At 32.9% G+C, this 18,346-nt stretch carries 14 protein-coding genes; 6 read left to right on the forward strand and 8 right to left on the reverse strand.

The window, feature by feature from the left end; all coding sequences use genetic code 11:
- Positions 1-18 precede the first annotated feature (18 nt).
- On the forward strand, positions 19-2,271 hold the full coding sequence (locus tag H8K90_RS05480; RefSeq protein ID WP_186844913.1) for an efflux RND transporter permease subunit: 2,253 nt from the start codon (positions 19-21) through the stop codon (positions 2,269-2,271).
- An 80-nt stretch (positions 2,272-2,351) separates the two neighbouring features.
- The gene (locus tag H8K90_RS05485; protein WP_186844914.1) at positions 2,352-3,827 is read left to right on the forward strand and encodes a TlpA family protein disulfide reductase; all 1,476 of its coding nucleotides are present in this window, start codon (positions 2,352-2,354) and stop codon (positions 3,825-3,827) included.
- On the opposite strand, the gene H8K90_RS05490 is transcribed toward H8K90_RS05485, so the two are convergent.
- The 7 genes from H8K90_RS05490 to H8K90_RS05520 form a co-directional block, all read right to left on the reverse strand.
- On the reverse strand, positions 3,822-4,739 hold the full coding sequence (locus H8K90_RS05490) for an ABC transporter ATP-binding protein (RefSeq protein WP_186844915.1): 918 nt from the start codon (positions 4,737-4,739) through the stop codon (positions 3,822-3,824). The two genes, H8K90_RS05485 and H8K90_RS05490, sit on opposite strands and share 6 nt — an antisense overlap.
- 93 nt (positions 4,740-4,832) lie before the next feature.
- Positions 4,833-7,310: an FG-GAP-like repeat-containing protein gene (locus H8K90_RS05495; protein ID WP_186844916.1), complete on the reverse strand. Its 2,478-nt coding sequence runs from the start codon at positions 7,308-7,310 to the stop codon at positions 4,833-4,835.
- Positions 7,311-7,316: 6 nt separating this feature from the next.
- Positions 7,317-8,678: an Ig-like domain-containing protein gene (locus H8K90_RS05500; RefSeq protein WP_186844917.1), complete on the reverse strand. Its 1,362-nt coding sequence runs from the start codon at positions 8,676-8,678 to the stop codon at positions 7,317-7,319.
- 300 nt (positions 8,679-8,978) lie between these two features.
- Positions 8,979-9,968, reverse strand: coding sequence for an aspartate-semialdehyde dehydrogenase (locus H8K90_RS05505; protein ID WP_186844918.1), 990 nt, complete (start codon positions 9,966-9,968; stop codon positions 8,979-8,981).
- Between the two features lie 191 nt (positions 9,969-10,159).
- The gene (mscL, locus tag H8K90_RS05510) at positions 10,160-10,561 is read right to left on the reverse strand and encodes a large conductance mechanosensitive channel protein MscL (protein ID WP_186844919.1); all 402 of its coding nucleotides are present in this window, start codon (positions 10,559-10,561) and stop codon (positions 10,160-10,162) included.
- A gap of 84 nt (positions 10,562-10,645) precedes the next feature.
- Positions 10,646-11,755 carry an alanine racemase gene (gene alr / locus H8K90_RS05515; protein ID WP_186844920.1) on the reverse strand — a complete coding sequence of 370 codons (1,110 nt, stop codon included), beginning with the start codon at positions 11,753-11,755 and terminating at the stop codon, positions 10,646-10,648.
- The gene (locus H8K90_RS05520) at positions 11,748-12,395 is read right to left on the reverse strand and encodes a thymidine kinase (protein ID WP_186844921.1); all 648 of its coding nucleotides are present in this window, start codon (positions 12,393-12,395) and stop codon (positions 11,748-11,750) included. Before H8K90_RS05520 ends, alr begins: the two co-directional genes overlap by 8 nt.
- An 83-nt stretch (positions 12,396-12,478) precedes the next feature.
- Between H8K90_RS05520 and H8K90_RS05525 the strand changes: the two genes are divergently transcribed.
- Together H8K90_RS05525 and H8K90_RS05530 are read left to right on the forward strand one after the other, a co-directional pair.
- Positions 12,479-13,225, forward strand: a complete 747-nt coding sequence (locus H8K90_RS05525) for a hypothetical protein (RefSeq protein ID WP_186844922.1) — start codon at positions 12,479-12,481, stop codon at positions 13,223-13,225.
- A gap of 4 nt (positions 13,226-13,229) precedes the next feature.
- Positions 13,230-13,586: a DoxX family protein gene (locus H8K90_RS05530; protein WP_186844923.1), complete on the forward strand. Its 357-nt coding sequence runs from the start codon at positions 13,230-13,232 to the stop codon at positions 13,584-13,586.
- Here H8K90_RS05530 and H8K90_RS05535 read toward each other — a convergent pair whose 3' ends face one another.
- Positions 13,587-16,994: a DUF7933 domain-containing protein gene (locus H8K90_RS05535; protein WP_186844924.1), complete on the reverse strand. Its 3,408-nt coding sequence runs from the start codon at positions 16,992-16,994 to the stop codon at positions 13,587-13,589.
- Positions 16,995-17,087: 93 nt separating this feature from the next.
- Between H8K90_RS05535 and rsmI the strand changes: the two genes are divergently transcribed.
- Both rsmI and H8K90_RS05545 read left to right on the forward strand, forming a co-directional pair.
- Positions 17,088-17,756: a 16S rRNA (cytidine(1402)-2'-O)-methyltransferase gene (gene rsmI / locus H8K90_RS05540; protein WP_186844925.1), complete on the forward strand. Its 669-nt coding sequence runs from the start codon at positions 17,088-17,090 to the stop codon at positions 17,754-17,756.
- Entirely contained in the window at positions 17,756-18,331 is a 576-nt protein-coding gene (locus tag H8K90_RS05545; RefSeq protein WP_186844926.1) for a uracil-DNA glycosylase family protein, read from the forward strand. The genes rsmI and H8K90_RS05545 overlap by 1 nt, the downstream gene beginning before the upstream one ends.
- Positions 18,332-18,346: the final 15 nt, after the last annotated feature.

Below are 18,346 nucleotides of genomic sequence, written 5' to 3' on the forward strand. Positions count from 1 at the left end.
AGCTCAAGTATTATCTTAATGAAGACGATAGAGAATATCATAAAAATCATTATAAAATTCAGAATTGCAATTATTGCAGTTTTATTGATTTTAATGGCTTTATCAGCTTATCAAACGGTAAATAAACTTAGCGTTGACAACTCATTGTCTATTTGGTTTTTAGAAGACGATCCTAGTTATAAGGCGTACATAGATTTTCAGGAAGAGTTAGGTTCGGATGAAATATTCGTAGCGATGTTCCCTGTACAAAATGCAATTGAAGAAGCCGAAATCAATCAACTAATAAAACTGCATAGCGCAATAGATACATTGCCCTATGTAAAAACAAGTTTTAGCTTAGCAAAAGCTAAATATCCTATTTATGCTAATAAAAAAGTTGGCTTTTTTGATTTATATACCTCTAAACGAAGTGAAAAAGGTTTAAAAAATCTATTTTCTAAATTGCCAAGTATTACTTCTCAATTGGTGTCTAAAGATTATAAAAATCTGTTTTTTTACATTCAATTAAATCCAACGCCAACCATTGAAGCTAAACGAAAAACCATTGCTGGCGAAATTACAGGTGTAATTGACCAATATTTTCCTGAGCATCATTTAACAGGTCCTCCAGTTTTAAACGAAGCCTATAGTATCGGTATTTACAAAGAGAGTTTAGTCTTTGGTGTATTAACCGTATTAGTAATTACGTTAATGCTTCTATTTTTATTACCAAGTAAGCGCTATCTTATTATTTCGCTGCTATCGGTTGCAGTGCCTGTGAGCTTATTATTTGGTATAATTACCTCTTTAGGTTTTGCATTGAATATGATTTCTATGCTTATTCCTACCATTCTAATGGTATATAGCGTGAGTGATGCGGTGCATATTATTAATATTTATCACAAAGAAGGAATTGCCAACAAGACACTATCAAAAGTTCAGCTTTTAGCATTGGCTATCCGCAAGAGTTTCACTCCTTGTTTTTATACAACACTTACCACTTTTGTTGGCTATTTTGCCTTGTATTTATCTCCATTACCAGCCTTTAAAAACATGGGAATTTTTACCTGTGTTGGCTTATTGTTGAGTTTTATTTTGGTATATGTCATAACCATTATTGGCTTTAGTTTTATGACATTAAATTTTGAAGTAGCAAAACCATTATTGTCATTTAAGAGCATAGGCCAAGGTCAGTTTATTTCTTGGCTTAATAGATTTACATCTCAATATAAAACACCAATAATAGTTGGATTTACCTTGGTATTAATATATGGTATGTATGCTGTTTTTCAGGTAAAGATTGATACCAATTCATTAGATCTGTTAGCGGAAGGAAAAGCAAAACAAGATTTACGAATTATAGAAGGTCAGTTAAACGGAAGCTCAAGAATGCAGCTCAATATTTCTACTTCTAATGGCGAAAATATGCTGAGCGTTGAAGCTTTAACACAATTAGAGAATTTTCAAAATAAAATAGAAAAGAACCCATTAATTAATACACCAGTTTCTGTAATTAATATTAAATCTTTTTTAGAAAAACGTTCGCCAATATTATTTCAGAGTAATGTCTCGGCAGCGCAAATAGAAAACACCTTATCTGCAGTAGATAATGAAGACAATAGTTTTTTTAAATTGTTTTCAGATGATTTTACTTCAGCAGGAATAACGATTAGTTTTAAAGAAATTAAAACCTCTCAGTTAGAGCAACTGATTGAAGACATACAGCAAGACTTTAAATCTACGTTTAATACAGAAAACTATGAGTTAAAAATCAATGGTTTTGCGGTAGTTTTTGCTCAGCTTAATAATTTTATATTACAAACACAGTTTAAGTCCTTTTTTGCAGCTTTTTTTGTGGCATTTTTGTGTCTTTTCATTTTTATAAGAAGTATTAAAACTACCATTTTAGTTCTAATCCCTAATCTTTTACCCTTAGCGATATTAGCTATTTTTATGAGTTTGTTAGACATTCCTTTAGATGTTACCACAGCCATGATAACACCTATAATGTTGGGTATAGCTATGGATGACACCATTCATTTGGTATATAAATATAGACGAGGCAAAAAAGATGATAGGACAGCCGAAGCAAGAATGGATAATGCTATGCGTTATACTGGTAGTGCTTTGTTGTCCACAACCTTTGCTTTAGTTGCTGGCTTTTTAATTATTGCTTCTAGTGCTACACCTTCAGTTAGAGATTTTGGTTTGCTTTGTGCTATTACAGTTGCAATTGCGCTCATTACAGATATCTTTTATTTGCCAGCGCTTTTAAAGAAGTTTGATAAGTAGGACGTTAAAAGAAATTAAATAGATAAGATTTAACTCTCAATTCAGTATTTTTAATGTTATAAGTATAAACTCACCATTACATGAGAAATTTTGCCTTTTTGTTTATAGTTGGTCTATTAGTATTTAATTGCCAAAAAGACAAGCCTGAATCTAATCCATTACCAAAATCAAGCCTTAAAATTACTACTACTGATAGTCTTATTGATCAAATAAAGTTAACAAGGCCTCTTAACGGTGTTTTATTGTTTGAAAATAAGTTTGATATAATTGAAAAAGATGAAAAAGGAGAGTTTGCTTTTAAATTTACTATTGAAACTCCAGAAAATGCTTCATTAAGAATTGGGAATAAATTCTCAAGAATTATTTTACTTCCTAATCAAGACTATCAGATTAATCTTACTGATAGTAAAACAACATATACATTAGACAATGCCAAAGGTCAAGAATTGTTAAATAGCTTTGTAAGACCACCATTAAACTCATTTACATTTATAAATAAATTTAATAAAGATTCTACAGCACAGCTATTTTCTTTAAAAGTTGAAAAATTAAGAAATGAAGAGCTAAAAAAACTTCAAGACTTATATGATGCTAAGGAAGTAGATGAGCCATTTTATAAATTTCTTAAAAAGGATATTGATTATTATTATGCTGCTGGTAAAGTTAGTGTAAGTGATTATAGACTAGAGTCGACAAATGAATTAATAAAAAACAAATACGACTCTTTAATAGATGCAACGGTTAAAACTTTTCCTTATAAATTTGAAAGTACCCCTTGGAATTGGCCAGAATATGTTTTACATGTAAAGGTTAGAAGAAATATGTATGGCGGATTTTCAAGGGAAAGAATTAGTGAATTATATCAAAAAGATAGTATTAATTATGTTGTGATTGATAAGATGAAAAAGAATGTTGAAGAGCCTTATAGGGAATATATTTGGGCTCATTACATATTTAATGAGGCAATACAAAAACAGTACGAAAAAAGCTTAATTACAATATTTGATGACTTTAAATATAACTATCCAGATAGTAAATTTAATCAATATTTAGAGAAAGAAATTTTGCCAATTAGAAATTATCACATTAAAACCGAATACGGATTCTCTGACGATGTTACCATAATTGAAGATCCTAAAGTAAATAGTTTAACCGAATTACTTTCTAAATTTAAAGGTGAAAAACTATATATAGATATGTGGGCAACTTGGTGTGGACCGTGTAAAAAAGAATTTGAATATAATAAAGACATTAAAGATATATTGGCAGAGAATAATTATAAAAAATTATTTATTTCTTTAGACAACTCTGAAGATAAAGATAAATGGGAGCAAATGATTAAATTTTATGATCTTGCGGGTTATCATCATTTAGCTAGTCGGGAATTTTTTGTTGATTTTGAAAAAAATCATTCAACTATAGAAAATGCAGTTTCTATACCACAATACCTAATTGTTAATGAAGAAGGAAACATAATAACCAACAATGCAGCTAGACCAAGTCAGCCTAAAGAACTAGAAGAGTTTATAAAAAGTATGGAGAAAATAAAATTATAAGGTAGTTATCTCAATGTTTATTTCTGTACTGCTTTTAATTTTTGAATAATGCTCAATAAAAATAGATTCAGAATTATAAAGAGCTTCAATTAACCAAGAATTTCCATTAAAATAAGATTGCTTTACTACAGCTTTTAAATCTGATTTTTCAACTATTTTAATTTGATGCGCATAAACAATACCGTAAGTTTCAATAATATTATATTCTCCAAAAAAAGAAGCAATTAGAGGCAGTTCTGGATTATTGTAAAGTTGCTGAGGTGTATTTTTTGCAATGATTTTTTTATCATGAAGCACAACCATTTGGTCGGCAAAACCTAGAACATCACTTTTATCGTGAGTAGCAACAATACAGGCTCTGTTATTATCTTTTAGATATTTAAAAACACTTCTTCTAAGCGATTGTTTTTTAAAATTATCGATATGACTAAAAGGTTCATCTAGTAAAAGAATTTCGGGCTGTTTAGCTAAAGCTCTTGCTAAAGCTACACGTTGTTTTTGTCCTCCGCTTAGATTTTTAACTTTAGTATTAGCAAAGGCTTCGAGCTCTACTACTTTTATAAGTTCTTTTGTGCGTTTTTGTTTTTCTTCTGGGTAAAAGCGCGATAAGTGTTTACCTATATTTTCTTCAACAGTAATATATGGCATTAGGTCAAACTCTTGGGTAACGTACTTCATAAAATCGTAGCCAATAACCAAGTTGTATTTTGGACCAAGAATTTCGGTGTCCTTCCAAAAAACCTGCCCTTCTTCTAAATCGTATTCTCCGTAAATAAGCTTGAGTAATGTACTTTTTCCAGAACCACTTTCGCCAATAATAGCTACATTCTCTCCAGCTTCAACTTTAAAGTCAATAGCCTTTAAAACGACAGTTTTAGAGTATCCAAAAGAGACATTTTTTACTTGTAGCATATGACAAAAATAGCACAAAAAAACCGCTTGATTTATCAAACGGTTATTAGTGTGTTATAATAGTTCTAGACTGCACTTAAACTGGCGGTGTTACTATTTTTTAATAAACTTTCTTTTTATAGTTTTTCCTTCAGATTCTAATCTTAAAAAGTAAATTCCACTTGCTAAATTGGATACATCTAGCGTGTTGGTTTTTAACTTAGTACTGCTCAAACGTTTTCCATTAACATCAAAAACTGTTGCGATTTTATTAGTGACATCAGCAGATGTTTTTATCTGAAGTACATCTTCTACTGGGTTAGGATAGATAGAAACATCAGTTAAAGTTTCGTCTATAACGCTTAAGGCAGAGCCTTCAACAATATTATGAGTTGTATTTATTGCCGGATTAGCTATATAATCGACTATGCCAGATGGCCAATAAATAGTAATATTGTCAATGCTAGTTTCTGAGCCAATACCAAAATGTGTATTGAGTGTGCTCATAAATTCAAAACCTTCTCCACTTCTTACATCTCTTATTTGTTTTCCGGATGGAGTTTGTATTTCTACCCTAGCACCAATGCCGTTTATATTACTGTCTGTTCCTACAGTATTAATTTTTATCCAGTTGTTTGTGTTTGTATTATTTACATATATATTTCCATTTCTAAAAACATCTAAAAAACCATCATTATTGGCATCACCAATTGCACCACTTGGAGGAACATTAGAAGCATAGTTTGTAAATGTAAAGTCTCCGTTGTTAAATAAAATATCTCCGTTAGAAAGAATATCTACATAGCCATCATTATCAAAATCTGCAGGAGCATTTTCTATTCCCAAACTTGCTGCCAAAACACCAGATCCAGAGGTAACATCTGTAAAAGTTCCGTCTCCATTGTTTCTCATTAGTTTAGAATCTCCATTAGAGGTACTACTTGCGCCAACGTACACATCCATATCTCCGTCATTATCAAAATCTGCCCAAGCGGAAGACCATGTTTGCACATTATCTCCTAAGTTAGATGAATTGTTATGTCCAACACCAGGATAGTTAGTATTATACCAACCATTGCTATCAGCAACATTAATAAATACACCATTACCATCGTTTCTCCAAAGTTCGTTTGTACTAATTGATGTCGAACCTCCTCTACATTTAGCAATAAACATGTCCATATCTCTATCGTTGTCAAAATCTATCCAAACGGTAGCGTAGTTTCCACCACCTGGAACTGTACCTATGCCATTAGGAGCTTCTACACTTGGTCCTTGATAGAATGTTAAGTTACCAGAGCCATCGTTAATATAATACACATTTGGTTCTACATCGTGACAAACAAAAGCATCTAAATGCCCATCGTTATTTATGTCTATAAAATTTGATCGTTGTGAAAACACATATTCAGATCCTGATATTTCGGTATAAGCAGTGCCTGTGTTATTAGCTTTCATAAATGTTACACCAGGATAACCACCATATACCAAATCGTTATAACCATTACGGTCAAAATCACCAACGGCTAAACTCCAACTAGGAGCAAAATCTGCAGTAGTTGTCGTAATATTACTCATGCTAAACCCACCAGACGAAAGCTGATAATGTACATTAATATTATCTGAACTAACTGAAACAACATCGTCTAAAAAATCACCATTTAAATCAACAAGAGCTATGTCGTATGATCCGGTTGTGTTAATTGGGTTGGTTGTAAAAGAAACGGGATATCCAGAGGTGTCTACTCCTGTTGTAAATGTTTGACATTCCCATGCGCTAAAACCACCTCCATTACAATTGGCTCTTATGCATACCCTGTATTCTGTTTCTGGAGATAGATTTGTTATTACATAAACACTACTTGCGGTAGAATCTCCAGTTGTTGGCATGGGATCGGTTGCTAAATCTACAGCAACTTCCCATAAGGTTTCAGTACTTCCAGCATTCCAATTAACATCTGCAGTTGTAGTTGTGATGTTGTTTACTGAAATATTACTAACACTTGGGCAAGCGGGTGGTTCAGTAGAGCTAATAGCTACAGAATTAACACAAAACCCCCAACCATACGAAGAATTATCATTATATAAAATGCGATATTTAAATCCTTGTAATTGCGTGCTAGTAAAACCAGAAATATCTAAAACGTCACTTATAAATGCTGTAAAGCTGCCATTACAAAAATTAACAGTTGCCCCAGAGTTTTCATCTAACGGACTTCCCCAATTTACCCATTCACTAGTACTTTCGTCCCAGTATTGTAAGTTCAATGATTCATTTTGATAGATATTAAAAACGTAATTAAAAGTTACGTTTATATCTGTTTCATTAACGTTGTATGCTGCACTGAGGTCAATTATTGGTGATTCTGCAGCAACATTATTAATCGAGGATCCACCAGCTAAATTATCATCAAATGAAAAAGATGTTGAACCAGAAGCTATCGTAGGATTTTCTTCTAGGTGATCAGAGTCGTAAGTTCCAGAAAGTGACCAATCTTCATTAGGCCAATCTGCACTTTGATTTAATTCTTGAGCTTCGACGCTTATTAGAGCCAAGCATAAAGATAGAGGGAGGATTAAAATTTTCTTCATAGTAATTTAGTTACAGTCGTTAGTTAAGGAGTTTATCCAATTTTCAATAAGTTGAGTGCCTTCAGTATGTACAATTGCACGACCAATTAAAGGCATTCTATTAGAGGGTTCTGTTGAACTTAACCTAAAGTATAATACAGAATTTCTAGCATCACCAGGTTCTACAATATGACCCAAATCTTCACCAAGGTCAGTATCCGGATCTACGCAAATACCCAAATTTGTAAAATCGTGAGTGTCTGAGAAACCAAACCGCATAGGACGGTAAGCACAATGTGTTTCTTCAGAATGGCAATGTGCGCAATTAATATCTAAATAAGCTCTAGCTCTTAATTCGAGACTTTCATTAATATCATTATAATCTGGTAAAGTATCTATATGATTTGGCAATGAATTTTCTAAATAACCTAATTCAACCAATTTTTCTAATTGATTTTTTAGGCCATCATTATACATGTAATTTAAATTTAGGTTTCTTGGTTTGGGACCTATTGGTCTTGCAATTTCTGTAATTTTATGACAAGTATGACACTCTGAACCAGCCGGAATTCTATATTGTGCAGATTTTACTTCATCATCATCTTGCCACTCAATATCAATAAAGCTACCGTTCATATCAAGAGAAGCTTCAGTTTGTTCATTATTCCACACGTAATTAGCAAAAACCCACCCTTCATTTTTTCTAATCATTAACCGAGTTTCAATAATGCGAGTTTCGTCGTTAGGCAATACATTATCGTAGTAGAAATTCTTTATTAAAATAGTACCAACCGGAAAGTTAAGTGTTACATCATCGCTAACATAGGTCGCTTTACTATTATTAGGCATCCAAATAAAACGTTTTTTCTTAGCGTAATCAGTAAATAATGTAGAATTTAAAGTATAAGGTGTTACCCCAAATCCGGGCTCCAAGTTTTTTAAAGTGCCTTCAAACAACTGATATTCAGAAAGTGTTTGATATGGCATATTCTCTAAATTAAAAATCACATCAGAATTGCTTGTAATTGTTACATTAATTGTCTCGGTTTTACACTTCCCTGAAGCGTTACAAATGATATATTCAAAACTGTCTAGGCCGACTTCATTTGGGTTGGCAGTATATTGCACAGTATCATCACTAGGATTATTAGGTGTATTATTGGTGTCTAATATAAGTGCACTCCCTTTTGCTGGATTACTTAGTATTAATTCACCGCTTGAAGGTATATTGGAATCATTTGAAAAAACAAAAATTTCAATTTGAGAATTTTGGGCTATGGTGACAGCATCTGGATTTGTCTCTATATTTAGCGGAGATAAGCTATCATCTGAGCCACAAGCCAGCATAAATAATAGGGAGAATAAAAATAGACTGTAAAGTTTTTTCATATGCAATTAAGACTACTATTAATAAGACAGTTAATTACTTAAAAGCCCTACCTAAATAGAAAAAATAGATTTAAAGCTAATATTTTTTTAGAGAAGTCACTCTATTTAAAAGTTAAACTTGCTTATCGTTACGATTAAGTCGTCTTTTTACTTAAATAGAGAGTGTTTTAAAGGAAAGAAGAGACTTTTGTTTTCTATGATAAAACAAAAGTTTATTGTGCACCAATTAATATCAGCAATAAAGCTTAATTGTTTGAAAAACATTAGTTTATTGCTGATACAAGGCTCGGGAAAGATTTTTTAAACTAAAGCCTCTTTCACTAGATATTCTGCTATCTGTACCGTGTTTGTCGCGGCACCTTTTCTAAGATTGTCGCTTACAACCCAAAGATTTAATGAGTTTGGTTGAGAACCATCTCGTCTTATTCTACCAACAAAAACATCATCTTTTCCATTGGCATACATTGGCATTGGGTAAACGTTTACATCTAAGTTATCTTGCACGGTTACGCCATCTGTTTCATTTAGTAATTGTCTAACTCGGCTCAAGTCAAAATCATTTTCAAACTCAACATTAATAGCTTCGCTATGTCCACCTGCTGTTGGTATTCTAACAGCTGTTGCTGTAACGGCTATTGTTCTATCGTCAAGGATTTTTTGAGTTTCTCTTACTAATTTCATTTCTTCCTTAGTGTATCCATTTTCTTCAAAAACATCACAATGTGGAATCGCATTTTTGTGAATAGGATAAGGGTAAGCCATTTCGCCTTTTTTGCCAGCGATTTCATTTTCCATTTGCTCAACAGCTTTTACTCCTGTGCCAGAAACTGATTGATAGGTTGAAACCACAATACGTTTTATTTTGTATTCTTTATGTAGTGGTGCTAATGCCATTACCATTTGTATGGTAGAGCAGTTAGGATTTGCTATTATTTTATCGGTTTTAGTTAATGCATTTGCATTAATTTCTGGAACGACTAATTTTTTAGATAAATCCATTCTCCATGCCGAAGAGTTGTCAATAACCGTTGTACCAACTTCTGCAAATTTTGGTGCCCATTCTAATGATGTACCACCACCTGCAGAAAATAATGCAATATCTGGTCGCATTTCTATAGCAGTAGGAATACTAATAACTTCAATATCGTTTCCTTTGAATTTTATTTTTTTACCAACAGAACGCTCTGAAGCTACCAATAATAATTCATCAACAGGGAAATTACGCTCTTCAAGAACTTTTAACATTACATTGCCCACTAGGCCAGTTGCACCTACTATAGCTATTTTCATTTTTTAATGATTTAAATAATTTTGCGCTAATTTAAATTAAAAAAAATCTTATTCTTAAATTAATAAAGCCTTTTAACAACAAAAAACAAAATGTTAATTATTTAACTTTTTTATATAAAACAAGAAAAACCCAGACTTTGTGTCTGGGTTTAATTATTAAAAATATAATGTAGCAGTGAAGCTAAATTTTATTATTTTTTTAATGCATCTCTGATTTCTGTTAGTAAATCTAATTCAGATGGTCCTGCAGGTGCTTCTTCAACTGGCTTTTTAGTTTTGTTGTATGCTTTTACAATCATAAACATTACAAAACCTACTACGATTAAGCTAACAATAGTGTCAATCCATGCACCATATTCTACGGCAGCAACGCCTGCTTCTTTAGCAGCTTCTACAGTTGCGTATTCAACATCTCCTGGAGTCCAGAACATGTCAGCAAAACTTTTACCTCCGGTTACAAGACCAATAAGTGGCATGGCAATTTTAGAAACAAATCCGTTAATAACAGCGCCAAGAGCACCAGCCATAATTACAGCAACAGCGAAATCAATCACGTTACCTGTCATAATAAAATTCTTAAATTCTTTTAACATAATTTAGTGTTTTTAAATAGTTAGTTGATATGTTAATTAAGACCCTAAGTTAATTAAAAAAGTCACAATATGTTAAAAAAAAGTTTAATCGGCTAAATAAATGCGCTTTACACGTTGCGATATTGAGGTTAAAATTTCATAAGAAATTGTGTTTGCCGATTCAGCCAAAACACTTGCTTTATTCTTAAAATTGAAGACAATAACTTCATCTCCTTCTTTACAATCTACACCAGTGACATTTACCATAATCATATCCATACATACATTACCAATAATTGGAACTTTTATTTCATTAATAAAAACAAACCCTTTTCCATTGCCATAAATTCGGTTAATACCGTCTGCATGACCAATGGGTATAGTTGCTATTGTTTCAAATCCTTGAGATTTGTAGGCTCTGTTATAACCTACGCTTTCGTCTTTGTCAATGTTATGGATTTGTGAAATAATGGATTTTAGACTTGCAATGGGTTTTAAATTTTTATCTTCTAATGCAGAATTTCCAAAACCATAGAGACCAATACCAGATCGCACCATATCTAAATGTGCATTGGGATAATTTATAATACCAGAGGTATTGCACAGATGTACCCACGGCTTGTAACCTATTTTATTTTCAAATTCTTTAGCAATGTGCTCAAATTTTTTAATTTGACTATTTGTAAACTCCACTTCTTTTAGGTCTTCACTTGCGGCTAAATGCGAAAACAATGATTTTGCTACAATAGATTTTGTTTCATTTAATTGAGAAACTATATAGTCTATATCATTTTCCCAAAATCCTAATCGGTTAAGTCCAGTATTAAACTTAATATGAACAGGATAATTGGTCTGAGAATTAGCTTTAGCAACTTTTATAAATTCATTTAAAATTCTTGCACTATAAATGCTTGGTTCTAAACAGCGCTCTATAATAGTTTTAAAGTTAATAGGTTGAGGGTGTAATACAAGGATTGGAGTGGTAATACCAGCATCTCTTAAATTAACACCTTCGTTGGCATAAGCGACAGCAAAATAGTCTACATCTAAAGTTTCTAAATGTTTAGCGACTTCAATAGAGTCACTGCCATAGGCAAAGGCCTTAACGACAGCTAAAAACTTAGTTTGGGGTTGTAATTTTGATTTTAAATAATTGAAGTTATGCGTTAAAGCACTTAAATCAATTTCGAGAATGGTTTCTTGAGCCTTAGCCATTAGACTTTTTATCTTTAGAATCTATTTCTTCAGCATCATTTACTTTCATTTGTCTCACTTTATCACGTAACATGCTTTTGTAATAGGCCGCTCTACTTAAAGGTTCATATTCATCAACCTCACCAAGTAAAACTAGATCATCGCTCTTAGCTTTTCTGTAACTGTATTGAGCCAAATTCCCTGTTTTAGTACAAATAGCATGTACCTTAGTTACATATTCTGCAGTAGCCATTAAATAAGGCATTGGACCAAAAGGATTGCCCTTAAAATCCATATCTAAACCCGCTACAATAACACGAATTCCTTTATTTGCTAGGTCATTACAAACACGAACAATTTCATCATCAAAAAATTGAGCCTCATCAATACCAACCACATCACAGCCATCTGCTAAAATAGGAATATTAGCAGCTGCTGGCACTGGCGTAGAGCGGATTTCATTAGAGTCGTGAGAGACTACCATTTCATCATCATAGCGTACATCTACAGCTGGTTTAAAAATTTCAACTTTCTGTCTTGCAAATTTGGCGCGTTTTAATCTGCGTATTAATTCTTCGGTCTTACCAGAGAACATCGATCCGCAAATCACCTCAATCCACCCAAATTGTTCTTTATGATTTACCGTATTTTCAAGAAACATTTCGTAATTTTAGCACTAAAACGTAGTATATTTTCGTTTGTATAAAGGTCAATCAAATTTATCAAAAAACAAAAGCAAAAGACATGAAAAAGAAATTAGAATCAGAATTAGTGAGTATAGCGCATAGGATTCTAAAACTAAAAGGCAAGGAAGATGTTGATAGAATGCATGATGAAGTTTCTAAACTCTATGAAAAGCTTACAGTTTTAAAATTTGCCAAAGAAAATTTTGAAGATGATATGCCAACAATTGGTAATGACTCTTCATTTTTTGATATGTTAGACACTGCTTTTAACAATAAGGTTAGTGATAACATTGAGGTTGAAAATAAAACTTACATCAATTTAGATGAAGTTGAAGATGATGGTATTATGGAACCTGTGATGGAAAAGATTAAAGATATGGTAGCACAGATGCCAGAGGAAACACATCAAGTAGATGCTATATTAGAAAAGACATTACCAAATGAGGCTCCAAAAACAGTAGAGTTTGAAACTATAACGTCAGATTTTGCCACAATGCCAGAGTTTGAACCGATTGAAGACGCTAAAAAACGAGAAGCTGAAAACGAAAAGAAATCCTTAAATGATAAATTAAAAGGACAGAGTTTACAGATAGGCTTAAACGATAAACTGGCCTTTATTAAACACTTGTTTGAAGGTAAGAATGAAGATTACGACCGTGTAATTTCTCAAATTAATACTACACATTCCTTGGGTGAAGCTCGAAAATTAATTTTTGAAATGATAAAACCAGACTATAACAATTGGGATGGTAAAGAAGAATACGAAGAGCGTTTTATTGAAATTATAGAAGGCAAATTCATTTAAATTGATGCGCGCCAAACAAATTTTGTATTGGGTATGCACAGCGGTTTTATGCGGAATTTTTACCTATTCAGCATTTATGTACTTTACTAAAACAGAAATGGTAAAAGGCTTTTTCGAAAGTTTTAATTATCCTACCTATATTGTTATTCCGCTTGCATTTGTAAAAATATTTGGAGTTGTAATAGTACTTTGGAGACCTAACAAATGGTTAACAGAATGGGCCTATGCTGGTTTTTTCTTTGATTTGGTTTTAGCAACTGCAGCTCATCATTATGCTGGTCATGGCATATTAGGGTTTTCACTTTATGGACTTTTGGCTATTTTTCCGTCTTATTTTTTAGGTAAATACCTTAGAGATTAATCAATAATTAAGATATACGTAGCCAACAAAAGGATCTTTAATATCTTTTATTTTAAGCACATAATAATACGTGCCTACAGGTAACAACTCCGAAGAATTAGGAAATCCCATGTTTGCCCTGCCATCCCAAGTATTTATATAATTTGAAGCTTCATAGATTTGTGTGCCAAACCTATTGTAGATTTTTAGTGTGTTATTAGAGTAATTTTCTATACATGGAATAAGTAGTACATCATTTCTTCCATCGTTGTTAGGTGAAATTCCTTCAGGAACACTTAAACAATTAGATACTTCTACAGTAGCACTATCTTCATTGTTAGACTCATCCCTATCGGGTTCATTAACACTGGTTAAAGTTGCAACATTAGTTAGGTTATTTGACGACACTACAGTTGCGGTTAACGTCAAAATTTCAGAAGAATTAGCATCTAAACTTGGAATATTCCAGAGGAAACTAGTCTCATCAAATGTTCCAAAACTTGTAGATGCTGATACAAATTCATAACCTTGTGGTAAAGCGTCGATAATTTCTATTATTGTAGCGGTTGTAGTACCTAGGTTTGTTGCTGTAATGGTAAAATAGACTTCTTCTCCTATAACCACTTCTGCAGGTGTCACAGTTTTTACAACCTCAATATCTACATCAGAGTCATCTACAATAACATTTAATGTAGCATTGGTTTGTGAGGCGTCGATATTGTTGTTATTAGTAAAATTTTCAAAATTATTTAAATAAGTACCCGCAATATTTGAAGTTACCATAACTGAAAATGTACAACTTACCACACCATCTGGAAACACCAAACTATTTACTCCAACAAAATCGTCTCCAAGATCACCAATAAAATTTGCGGTACAACCATTGGCTTCATTCCAATCAGGAACACCAGAAAGTGTTAATCCTGCAGGTAAATTATCTGTAAAAGAAATATTAGTTTGAGTTGGATTTGAAGCGATATTAAAAACAGTAAAGGTTAACTCGCTTTCAGCTCCTTCAAATATGGTTTCTGGCATAAAGGATTTTTGTAAAACCGGAGCTATAACCTGGATACTATTTATAGAAATATTAGTTTCTGGAGTTAACTCTTCATTATTTATGGCATTAGGAATAGCTTCAGCAATATTATTAAAGGCACCACCAAAACTTGGAGCAGTTACAGGAATACTAATGGTAACAGTAGAACCTGCTTCCATAGATGGGATTATACCAGAAATAAAATTACCAATAACATCAAATGTTGTGATACACGAGGCATTACCAGAGGTCACAGTACAAACAGGACTACCAACAATATTAAAAACAGGATTGATTGTGTTCTCAAAAAGTACATCTATAGCATCAGAGCTAGTGGTACTATTACTAATATCCACAACCCAGTTAAAAGGTTGATTGGTATTTACCTGTGTAAATTCCGGATAGGTTTGCACCACTAAGTCCACACAGGGCGCAAAAAAAGTATTTACTTCTGCATTGTTATTGGAGGTATCAGTCTCAACTAGCCCATTAACATAACTTGCACTTACTCTATTGGTTCCAATTATTGGGTCTGTAGAACATTCTGGTATCCAATCTATAGTAACACTAAAAGATACAGAACTATTTGCAGGTAATTCCCAATTATCTTCAGGCAATATTTGCCAAAATGTATCAAATTCTCCGTTTTCAGAAACTCCATCTAAAAGCACACCAATATTAGTGTTTTCAATATTAAAACAAGATGCCGTTCCTGTAGTTCCTATACATTCAACTGAGGTTAGCATTGCGCTTATTGGAGCAGTATCACTATCAGCAAAAGGCATATAATCTTGTACTTCAATAATAGCATCATCATCTCCAATATTTTCAATAGTGATTTCATAAGATACTAAACCCCATTCTGTTGTATTTGTAGTAGAACTTCCTATTGGCAATTCAGGGCCTGTTTGAGTTTTAGTTACTACTAAATCAGAGAATTCACAAAGTTCTACGGCAGGAAGTTCAACAAGGTTTGAGTCGTAGTTGTCTTGAGGATTACTATCTATTAATTGACTATCTAAAATGTTAGTGGCACTTCTTATAACAGCTTGTATTGGACTAGAACTAATACTGCACTCTGGCTCAATATATTTTAGAACAGTTTCTATAGTAATCGTAGTATTGGGTTGTAAAACAAAATTATTACTAGCCCATAACTGTCCACCATTAGAAATAGTAATATCATTACATGAAACAGGGCCAGTAGTTCCCAAACAATTAATTGAAATAATTTGCCATGTGGCATAAGGGTAAGATAAATTTTGAAGAAAAAATGACATAGGTGTTTCTACTCCTCCAGAGTTACAAACAGTAGTAACAAATGTAATTTCTTGGTCGTATTGTATATTGGTTGTTATATCTGGATTTGTTTGAATTGTATCAATACATATATCAGTTAAAGGGCATACATCTGCATTAAGTAATGGTGTATTTACAATATTTGAATTATTAGGAGAAACATTAGCATGATCTAATGAAATTTGAATAAAACTTCCAACCTCTATAGGCATTGGGTCTATTGAGCAAGAGAAATTGGAATATTGATAAACCATTTCAAAAGTAATACTACCTCCAGGTGTAAATTCCATAGGTGCTTGAAGCGAAAAAATTGGAGCAGCATTAGTTACAGAGGAGGCAGAAACGACATTTGCGTTTCCACCAAAACCAGATAAATCTGGGCATAATGTACCATTTGTGGTTGCAATACACGTTAAAGAGACAAATTCCGCAAAAGGCTGACCATTTGCGTTTGATGAGGTTAAAAATAGTTTACCATTAATAGCAGTTAATGGGAAATCAATAGCACTATTATTTGTAATTGTAAATTGATAAGTCACAGTATCTCCCCAAGCATTTATAGGCACTCCATCTGTAGGTTGAATTTGAGAATGCGTTACCGAGAAATCAATGACAATATCTAAAACATCTATAGAAATTATTGACTGATTATTGCTGTTATTAATATCGGTTGTGTTCTGCGGAGGGCTTACAGTTCCATTTGCTGCAATACCACCCAAATCTGTCGGAGCAGTAGCTGTAATCAATAATTCTACACTCGAGTTATTTGGCATTGTAGCCACAGAAGCAGTTAAAATATTATCGGCAACATTGATATTAGCAAAATCTGAAGCACCAGCATTACTATTTTGAGAGTTATAAGAAAGTATAGTAAGCTCAGAATCAAAACTTACCGAAATGGTGGCGTTATTAACAGAATTTCCAGAATTAGTAACTGTAATTAAATATTGAAAATCTTCGTAAATATCAATTTGAGATACAGCTGTGCCATTTAAATCTTGAGCCTCAATAGCAATAGACAAATCTGTAGTCTGGCCACTTAAAAAACAAACATTAGATAAAACGAATAATAAAACGTAGAAGGATTTTAGCACAGATTGGTTTTTTATACTAGATGTAGATTCTTACATATGGTTGCGTCAAGATATAGAAAAGATTGTAAATTTGATAAGAAGTTATTCTTTTATATGAAGTTATATTTAGTACCAACACCAATAGGAAATTTAAAAGACATCACCTTTAGAGCAATTGAGATTTTAAAGGAGGTGGATTTAATTTTGGCTGAAGACACCAGAACCTCAGGAAAGCTTTTAAAGCATTTTGAAATTACCACTCAGATGCAAAGCCACCATATGCACAATGAGCACAAAACAGTAAATGGCTTAGTAGAAAAGCTAAAATCTGGTCTAGCTATTGCTGTAATTAGTGATGCTGGTACACCCGCAATTTCAGACCCTGGATTTTTATTAGTAAGAGCTTGTGTGGAAAATAATATAGATGTAGAATGTTTACCTGGAGCTACTGCTTTTGTACCTGCATTAGTCAATAGTGGATTACCTAATGATAAGTTTGTGTTCGAAGGCTTTTTGCCTGTAAAGAAAGGTCGCCAAACCCGATTATTATTTTTGGCAGAAGAAACCAGAACCATTATTTTTTACGAAAGTCCACATAAGCTAGTGAAGACATTAGGGCATTTTTGTGAGTATTTTGGAGAGGATAGACCAGTTTCAGTTTCTAGAGAAATCACCAAACTCTATGAAGAAACTATACGTGGTACTGCTAAAGACGTTTTAGAACATTACACCAATAAACCACCAAAAGGGGAAATTGTAATTGTTGTTGGTGGAAAAAAATAATGGAGGAACTACTACACAACATAAGCCAATGCATTATATGTAAAGTGCACCTTCCACTAGGCCCAAGACCAGTTGCAACTGCACATATAAAATCTAAAATTGTAATTATAGGTCAAGCACCTGGAACCAAAGTACACGAATCTGGTATTCCTTGGGACGACCAAAGTGGTAAAAAATTAAGACAATGGTTAGGAGTTACAGATGAGCAATTCTACAACACCGAAAACTTTGCCATTATACCAATGGGATTTTGTTATCCAGGAAAAGGAAAAACAGGAGATTTACCTCCTAGACCAGAATGTGCTCCACAATGGCATGAGCAATTGTTAGATAAAATGCCAAATGTTGAGTTGATTATTTTAATTGGTGCGTATGCTCAGAAGTATTATTTAAAAGAGAAAGCAAAACGAACCTTAACAGAAACGGTTGGAAAGTATAAATCGTATTTGCCAAAGTATTTCCCAATTCCGCATCCTTCACCAACAAATCGATTTTGGCGAAGTAAGAATCCTTGGTTTGAGGAATTGGTGGTGGGTGAGTTGAGAAATAAGGTTGAAGAAATAATAATCAGATAACTCTTAAAGCATATA

The sequence above is a fragment of the Winogradskyella echinorum genome, assembly GCF_014297365.1.
Lineage (GTDB): Bacteria > Bacteroidota > Bacteroidia > Flavobacteriales > Flavobacteriaceae > Winogradskyella > Winogradskyella echinorum.

Coding starts and splice junctions, on each gene's coding strand:
- H8K90_RS05480 (WP_186844913.1), top strand. CDS start 19: ATGAAGACGATAGAGAATATCATAAAAATCATTATAAAATTCAGAATT.
- H8K90_RS05485 (WP_186844914.1), top strand. CDS start 2,352: ATGAGAAATTTTGCCTTTTTGTTTATAGTTGGTCTATTAGTATTTAAT.
- H8K90_RS05490 (WP_186844915.1), bottom strand. CDS start 4,739: ATGCTACAAGTAAAAAATGTCTCTTTTGGATACTCTAAAACTGTCGTT.
- H8K90_RS05495 (WP_186844916.1), bottom strand. CDS start 7,310: ATGAAGAAAATTTTAATCCTCCCTCTATCTTTATGCTTGGCTCTAATA.
- H8K90_RS05500 (WP_186844917.1), bottom strand. CDS start 8,678: ATGAAAAAACTTTACAGTCTATTTTTATTCTCCCTATTATTTATGCTG.
- H8K90_RS05505 (WP_186844918.1), bottom strand. CDS start 9,968: ATGAAAATAGCTATAGTAGGTGCAACTGGCCTAGTGGGCAATGTAATG.
- mscL (WP_186844919.1), bottom strand. CDS start 10,561: ATGTTAAAAGAATTTAAGAATTTTATTATGACAGGTAACGTGATTGAT.
- alr (WP_186844920.1), bottom strand. CDS start 11,755: ATGGCTAAGGCTCAAGAAACCATTCTCGAAATTGATTTAAGTGCTTTA.
- H8K90_RS05520 (WP_186844921.1), bottom strand. CDS start 12,395: ATGTTTCTTGAAAATACGGTAAATCATAAAGAACAATTTGGGTGGATT.
- H8K90_RS05525 (WP_186844922.1), top strand. CDS start 12,479: ATGAAAAAGAAATTAGAATCAGAATTAGTGAGTATAGCGCATAGGATT.
- H8K90_RS05530 (WP_186844923.1), top strand. CDS start 13,230: ATGCGCGCCAAACAAATTTTGTATTGGGTATGCACAGCGGTTTTATGC.
- rsmI (WP_186844925.1), top strand. CDS start 17,088: ATGAAGTTATATTTAGTACCAACACCAATAGGAAATTTAAAAGACATC.
- H8K90_RS05545 (WP_186844926.1), top strand. CDS start 17,756: ATGGAGGAACTACTACACAACATAAGCCAATGCATTATATGTAAAGTG.